Raw genomic sequence first — 6,946 nt, 5'->3', positions numbered from 1 at the left:
ATTACCTCAAATACATGGTGAGGGAATAAGTTCTCAAGAAGTAACAGCTACAAGAAGAATAAATGAAGTTTTAATAAAAGCAGAAGAAATATCAAAAGAGTTTAAAGATAGTTATATAAGTGTAGAGCATGTTATGCTTGCCATTATGGATATGGAATCTAATAATGCAGTAGGAAGAATCTTAAAACAATATAATATAAATAAAAACGACTTCTTAAAAGTATTATCTCAAGTAAGAGGTAGTCAAAGGGTTGAAACGCAAGACCCAGAAGGGACTTATGAAGCATTAGCTAGATATGGAACTAACTTAGTTGAACTTGCTAAAAAGAATAAGCTAGACCCTGTTATCGGTAGAGATGAAGAAATAAGAAGAGTTATAAGAATATTATCAAGAAGAACTAAAAATAACCCAGTACTTATAGGAGAACCTGGTGTTGGTAAAACTGCTATAGTTGAAGGATTAGCAGAAAGAATAGTTCGTGGAGATGTTCCAGAAGGTTTAAAGGATAAAATAATATATGCGCTAGATATGGGTTCTTTAATTGCTGGAGCTAAATATAGAGGAGAATTTGAAGAAAGATTAAAAGCAGTACTTAAAGAAGTACAATCATCTGATGGAAAGATAATACTATTTATAGATGAAATACACACAATAGTAGGTGCTGGTAAAACTGATGGTGCTATGGATGCAGGTAACCTTATAAAACCAATGCTTGCACGTGGAGAGTTAAACTGTATAGGAGCTACAACTTTTGATGAATATAGACAATATATAGAAAAAGATAAAGCATTAGAAAGACGTTTCCAACCAGTTATAGCAGAAGAACCTACTGTAGCTGATACTATATCTATATTAAGAGGTCTTAAAGAAAGATTTGAAATACATCACGGAGTAAGAATACATGATAATGCAATAGTTGCAGCTGCTAAGTTATCAGATAGATATATACAAGATAGATTCTTACCAGATAAAGCAATTGACTTAATAGATGAAGCAGGGGCTATGATTAGGAGTGAAATAGATTCTCTTCCTACAGAATTAGATACAGTAAGAAGAAAACTATTTACACTAGAAACAGAAAGAGAAGCTTTATTAAAAGAAAATGATGAAAAAAGTAAAAATAGACTAGAGAAATTAGCAAAAGAAATATCAGAGCTTAAATCTAAAAATGATGAGATGAGTGCTAAGTATGAAAAAGAGAAAAAACAAATACTTGAAATTAAGAATTTAAAATCTCAACTTGATGAAGCTAAAGGAAATGTAGAAAAATTTGAAAGAGAATATGATTTAAATAAAGCTGCTGAAATAAAATACGGTGTAATACCAAAGCTAGAGGAACAAATAAAAGAACATGAATTAAAAATGCAAGAAAGTTACGATAATGCATTATTAAAAGAAGAAGTAACAGAAAATGAAATATCTCAAATTGTTGCTAAATGGACAGGAATACCTGTTACTAAATTAGTTGAAGGAGAAAGAGAAAAACTTCTTAAACTAGAAGATGAGCTTCACAAAAGGGTAATAGGTCAAGATGAAGCTGTAACAGCAGTATCAAATGCAGTAATACGTGCTCGTGCAGGTCTTAAAGACGAAAATAAACCAATCGGTTCATTTATATTCCTAGGACCTACTGGAGTTGGTAAAACAGAACTTGCTAAAACTTTAGCTAATAACTTATTTGACAGTGAAGATAATATAATAAGAATAGATATGTCTGAATATATGGAAAAACATGCTGTATCTAGACTTATAGGACCACCTCCAGGATATGTAGGATATGAAGAGGGAGGACAATTAACAGAAGCTGTAAGAAGACATCCATACTCTGTAATTTTATTTGATGAAATAGAAAAAGCACATGAAGATGTATTTAATATATTCTTACAAATACTAGATGATGGTAGACTTACAGATAATAAAGGTAAGACTGTAGACTTTAAAAATACTCTCATAATAATGACATCAAATATAGGAAGTCATTATTTACTAGAAGCTGGAGAAAATATAACTGAATCAACTAAGGATTTAGTTATGAGTGAAATGAAACATAGATTCAAACCAGAGTTTTTAAATAGGGTTGATGATATAATAATGTTTAGACCTTTAGATATAGAAGGAATTAAACAAATAATAGATATATTTGTAAATGCTCTTAGAAACAGACTAAAAGATAAAAATATAGGTATAGAAGTAACTGATTCAGCTAAAGAAGTTATGGCTAAAGAAGGTTATGACCCAGTATACGGTGCTAGACCATTAAAGAGATATATAAGTAATACACTTGAAACTATAATTGCTAAAAATATGATAGCAGGCGAAATTTATAGTGGATGTAATATTATTATTGATGGAGAAGATGATAATATTAAAGTAGAAGTTAAATAGTAATAAAAAGCATCTCAATAGATTTTAGTAATCTAGAGATGCTTTTTTTATAATTTAGTAATAGAGTTAAGTTTTTAAATAATATTACAATTTGTTTAAATTAATATTATAAGAAAATAAAAACTAGATAGCATTGCAATATCAATATTTTTATTAATTTTTTCCATTAAAAGTTCTTAATATAAAAAATTAGCTTCACTTGAGCGACGTGTCGGCGAAACACTTCATTTCTCCAACGATATATCTTTCCTACCGCAACGGATAAATCCGTTGCTCAAAAATATTATTATATATATTACTTTATGGGTATTCTTATATAATGCATATTTATGGTATAATAAATTTTTGATGAAAGTTAAAAATAAATAATATACACTTGAGGAGGTCATAAAGTTGGCAAATACTTTTTACATAGTAAGACATGGACAAACGAATTGGAATATATTAGGCAAAACTCAAGGTCATGGAAATTCAGATTTAACTCAAAAAGGAGAAGAACAAGCTTTTGAGTTAGCAAAAGCCATAAAAGAATATCCTATAGACTATATATATAGTAGTGATTTAGGTAGAGCTGTTCAAACAGCTGAAATTGTTGGTGATCAAATAGGTGTTAAGGTTAATCAAACTAAATCTCTAAGAGAAATGGGATTTGGAGACTGGGAAGGTCTTTTAATAGATGAAATAAAGAAAAATCATGCAAAAACATATGAAACTTGGAGAAATCAACCTCACTTAGCAGATATACCTAATGGTGAAACTCTTCATATTATAAAAGATAGAGTAGATGCCTTTATAAAAGAATTAAATGAAAAATATGATAATAAACATATTTTACTAGTTAGTCACTCTGTTACAGTGAGAGTTATGTTACTTTCATTTTTAAACTCTGGAATGGAAAATATATATAGAATAAAACAAGATAATACAGCTCTTAATATAGTAGAGTGTAGAAATTATGGCCCAGTAATAATAAAGATGAATGATACTAGTCATATAAAAAATAATGAGAAATTAAATAACTCAGCATTAGAATAGGAGTAAATAAATGTCTAAAATTATAGTAGTTGGAGGTGGCCCATCTGGAATGATGGCTGCTCTTAATGCATCAAAGTCTAATCATGAAGTTATATTATTAGAACGAAATGGAGAGTTAGGAAGAAAGCTTTTACTTACTGGTGGTGGAAGATGTAATATAACTAACAACAGAGATATTGAAGACTTTTTTGATAAAGTTGTAAATAACAAAAAGTTTTTATATAGTAGTTTTTATAGCTTTACTAACAAAGATTTATTATCATACTTCGAAGAAAATAATTTAGAATATAAAATTGAAACTGATAACGACCATAAAGTATATACAAAATCAGATAAATCAGAAGAAGTAATAGAAGCATTAAAATCAGATTTAAAGGCTAATAAAGTAAAAATACTATATAATACTAAAGTTGTTGATCTTATAATAGAAAATAATACTGTTATAGGAGTTAAAACAGAAAATAACCAAACTATATTAGCAGATAAGGTTATAATATCAACAGGTGGAAAAAGCTATCCAAACACAGGATCTGATGGTATGATGTATGAAATATTAAAAAAATATGGACACACCATAAATAAAATATATCCAGCATTAATACCACTTACAGTTAAAGAAAGCTTTATAAAAAAACTACAAGGTATTTCTATGAGAAATGTTGAAATTTCTTGTAAAATAAAAAAGAAAAAGATAAGTCAAGTTGGAGATATGTTGTTTGCCCATTTTGGTTTAACAGGACCAGCTGTATTAAAATTTTCATCATATGTAAATAAATATATAGATGAAAATGAATTAGAAATAAGTTTAGACTTTTTACCTAGTATTACTAGTGATGAAATATCTAAACTTATAAGAGAAAATCCTAATAAAAATGTAATTAATAATCTAAAAGGATTACTACCTCAAAACTTTTTAAAGGAAATATTCAATTTATTAGATTTAACTGATAAAAAAGCTAATGAATTATCAAAGAGTGATGAATTAAAAATAGTAGAGTGTATAAAAAGTATGAAGCTAACTTGCAATGGAAGTATTGGTATAAAAGCTTCTCAAGTTACAAGTGGTGGAGTATCTGTAAAAGAAATAAACTCTTCTACTATGGAGTCAAAATTAATAGAAAATCTATTTTTTACAGGGGAAGTAATAGATGTAGACGCTGAAACTGGCGGATATAATTTACAAATAGCTTTTTCAACAGGGTATCTTGCTGGAATAAGTGTATAGGTGATTAATATGAAAGTATTAGCAATAAGAGGTGCAACAACTGTAACTTCTAATAATAAAGAAGAAATATTAAAAGAAACTTCTAAACTAATAGAAACAATAATATTAAAAAATGAATTAAATAATGAAGATATTATAAGTATGTGTTTTACTATGACAAAAGATTTAGATGCAGTATATCCAGCTGTAGCTGTCAGAGAGATTCTAGACATACATGATATACCTATGTTAAATTATGAAGAAAAGCATATACAAGGAAGTTTAAGTAAATGTATAAGAGTTATGATGTATATAAATACTGAAAAAACTAAAGCTGATATAAAGCATATTTACTTAAATAATGCAAAAAACTTAAGAAAAGATTTAATAAATAAATAACTAATAGGAGATAAAAAATGAAAAACTTAGTAATAGCAGTAGATGGACCAGCAGGAGCAGGTAAAAGTACAATAGCAAAATTAATAGCAGAGAAATTAAATATAAACTATATAGATACTGGAGCTATGTATAGAGCAATAACATATAAATGCCTTCAAAATAATATAGATATAAATAATGAAGAAGAAGTTATAAAAATAGCTAAAGATTGTGAAATAGATTTTAAAGATAATAATATATATTTAAATGGAGAAATATTAAAAGACGAAATAAGAACAATGGAAGTTAGCAACAATGTTTCTAATGTAGCAAAAATAAAAGAAGTAAGATATCTTATGGTAGATGTTCAAAGAAATATAGGAAAAGTAAGTTCTGTTATATTAGATGGAAGAGATATCGGTTCTTATGTATTCCCAAATGCAGATTATAAATTTTTCTTAGTAGCAACACCAGAAGAAAGAGGAAAAAGAAGATATAAAGAGTTAGTTGATAAAGGATATGATGTAAACCTTGAAGAAATAATAAGCGATATAATAAAAAGAGATGAAATTGATTCAAACAGAGAATTTGCACCACTTGTTAAGGCAGATGATGCTATAGAAATAGATACTACAGGAAAGAGTATAAATGAAGTAGTTCAATCTGTACTATCTAAAATAAACATATAATATATTAAAGTTATAAAGTGCTTTATGGCACTTTATAGCTTTAATAATTGAAGGGAGATAAAAGTGAGTTTTTATAAATTTGTAACAAAAGCTTTTAAATGTTTTGTAAATATATTTTACAAATATAAAGTTATAGGAGCAGAAAATATACCTGATGAGGGCAATGTAATAATTGCTGCAAATCACAAATCTAATCTAGATCCTATATTCTTAGCAGCAGCAATAGAAAATAGGCAAGTTGCAGCTATTGCTAAAAAAGAACTTTTTGATATAAAGCCATTAGCATATATTTTAAAAAAATTAAATGTTATTCCTATAAATAGAGAAAAACCAGATATCTCTACTATAAAAAATATTCTAAAGGCTATAAAAGATGGATATGTATTAGGTATATTTCCTGAAGGAACAAGAATTAAAGAACCTGGATTTGGTAAAGCTAAAGCTGGACTTTCTCTATTTGCCATAAAAGGAAAAGCACAAGTTGTACCTATATCTATAATATCTAATTATAAATTATTTAATAGAGTAACGATATTTATAGATAAACCAATTTCATTTGAAGAATACTATAAACAAAAGCTTACTTCAGAGGAAAATGAACGATTATCACAGAATGTATTAGAAGTAATAAAAGAAAATTACTATATACACTCTAAATAATAATATTTTAATTTTAGGGAGATATGAAATATGAAAGTAAAAATAGCTAAAGAAGCAGGATTTTGCTTTGGTGTTAAAAGAGCTATGAAAATGGCATGGGATGAATTAGAATTAAATTCTGATATATATGCTTTAGGACCACTTATTCATAATAAGCAAGCTGTACAAAGGTATGAAGATAAAGGGCTTGTAACTGTAGATACTATTAATGATATTCCTAATGATAAAAGTGTAATAATAAGATCTCATGGTGTATCTAGCGATATTTACGATAAAGCTAATTCTAATAATTTAAATATAATAGATACAACATGTCCATTTGTAAAAAAAATCCACAATATAGTAAAAGAATTTTATGAAAAAGGATATAAAATAATAATAATTGGAGATAAAAACCATCCTGAAATAATAGGTATAAATGGTTGGTGTGAAAATTCAGCACTTATAGTAAAATCTATTGATGATGTAAATAGCTTAAACTTAGATAATAACAGTAAATATTGTCTTGTAGCCCAAACTACACTAAATTTAGAATTATATAATGAAATAGTAAATATACTATCTAAAAAATTAGATAATATAACTTTTAAGAAT

Annotated in this window: 7 protein-coding genes; all 7 read left to right on the top strand. The window is 27.3% G+C overall.

The window, feature by feature from the left end; genetic code table 11:
* Nucleotides 1-2,386: ATP-dependent chaperone ClpB (gene clpB / locus Q5F54_RS08890; protein ID WP_302334263.1), on the top strand; the 2,386-nt coding region annotated here is incomplete at its 5' end.
* Between the two features lie 393 nt (nucleotides 2,387-2,779).
* Nucleotides 2,780-3,421, top strand: a complete 642-nt coding sequence (locus Q5F54_RS08885) for a histidine phosphatase family protein (protein ID WP_071120389.1) — start codon at nucleotides 2,780-2,782, stop codon at nucleotides 3,419-3,421.
* 10 nt (nucleotides 3,422-3,431) lie between these two features.
* Entirely contained in the window at nucleotides 3,432-4,646 is a 1,215-nt protein-coding gene (locus Q5F54_RS08880; RefSeq protein WP_281538260.1) for an NAD(P)/FAD-dependent oxidoreductase, read from the top strand.
* A 9-nt stretch (nucleotides 4,647-4,655) separates the two neighbouring features.
* On the top strand, nucleotides 4,656-5,024 hold the full coding sequence (gene aroH, locus Q5F54_RS08875; RefSeq protein ID WP_071120391.1) for a chorismate mutase: 369 nt from the start codon (nucleotides 4,656-4,658) through the stop codon (nucleotides 5,022-5,024).
* A 17-nt stretch (nucleotides 5,025-5,041) separates the two neighbouring features.
* A complete protein-coding gene (cmk, locus tag Q5F54_RS08870; RefSeq protein WP_302334262.1) occupies nucleotides 5,042-5,692 on the top strand; it encodes a (d)CMP kinase in 651 nt (216 codons plus the stop codon).
* A 63-nt stretch (nucleotides 5,693-5,755) separates the two neighbouring features.
* Nucleotides 5,756-6,352 carry a 1-acyl-sn-glycerol-3-phosphate acyltransferase gene (locus Q5F54_RS08865; RefSeq protein WP_071120393.1) on the top strand — a complete coding sequence of 199 codons (597 nt, stop codon included), beginning with the start codon at nucleotides 5,756-5,758 and terminating at the stop codon, nucleotides 6,350-6,352.
* A 30-nt stretch (nucleotides 6,353-6,382) separates the two neighbouring features.
* Nucleotides 6,383-6,946 (top strand): 4-hydroxy-3-methylbut-2-enyl diphosphate reductase (ispH, locus tag Q5F54_RS08860; RefSeq protein ID WP_302334261.1); only part of this gene is annotated, 564 nt, incomplete at its 3' end.

It is taken from the genome of uncultured Romboutsia sp. (assembly GCF_958366745.1).
Taxonomy (GTDB): Bacteria; Bacillota; Clostridia; order Peptostreptococcales; family Peptostreptococcaceae; genus Romboutsia; species Romboutsia timonensis.
Note: the sequence above shows the minus strand (reverse complement) of the source record. Positions and strands in the feature narration are given on the sequence as shown.

Excerpts from the sequence above, each read along its gene's own strand:
- Q5F54_RS08880 (WP_281538260.1), top strand. The coding sequence starts at position 3,432 with ATGTCTAAAATTATAGTAGTTGGAGGTGGCCCATCTGGAATGATGGCT.
- aroH (WP_071120391.1), top strand. The coding sequence starts at position 4,656 with ATGAAAGTATTAGCAATAAGAGGTGCAACAACTGTAACTTCTAATAAT.
- cmk (WP_302334262.1), top strand. The coding sequence starts at position 5,042 with ATGAAAAACTTAGTAATAGCAGTAGATGGACCAGCAGGAGCAGGTAAA.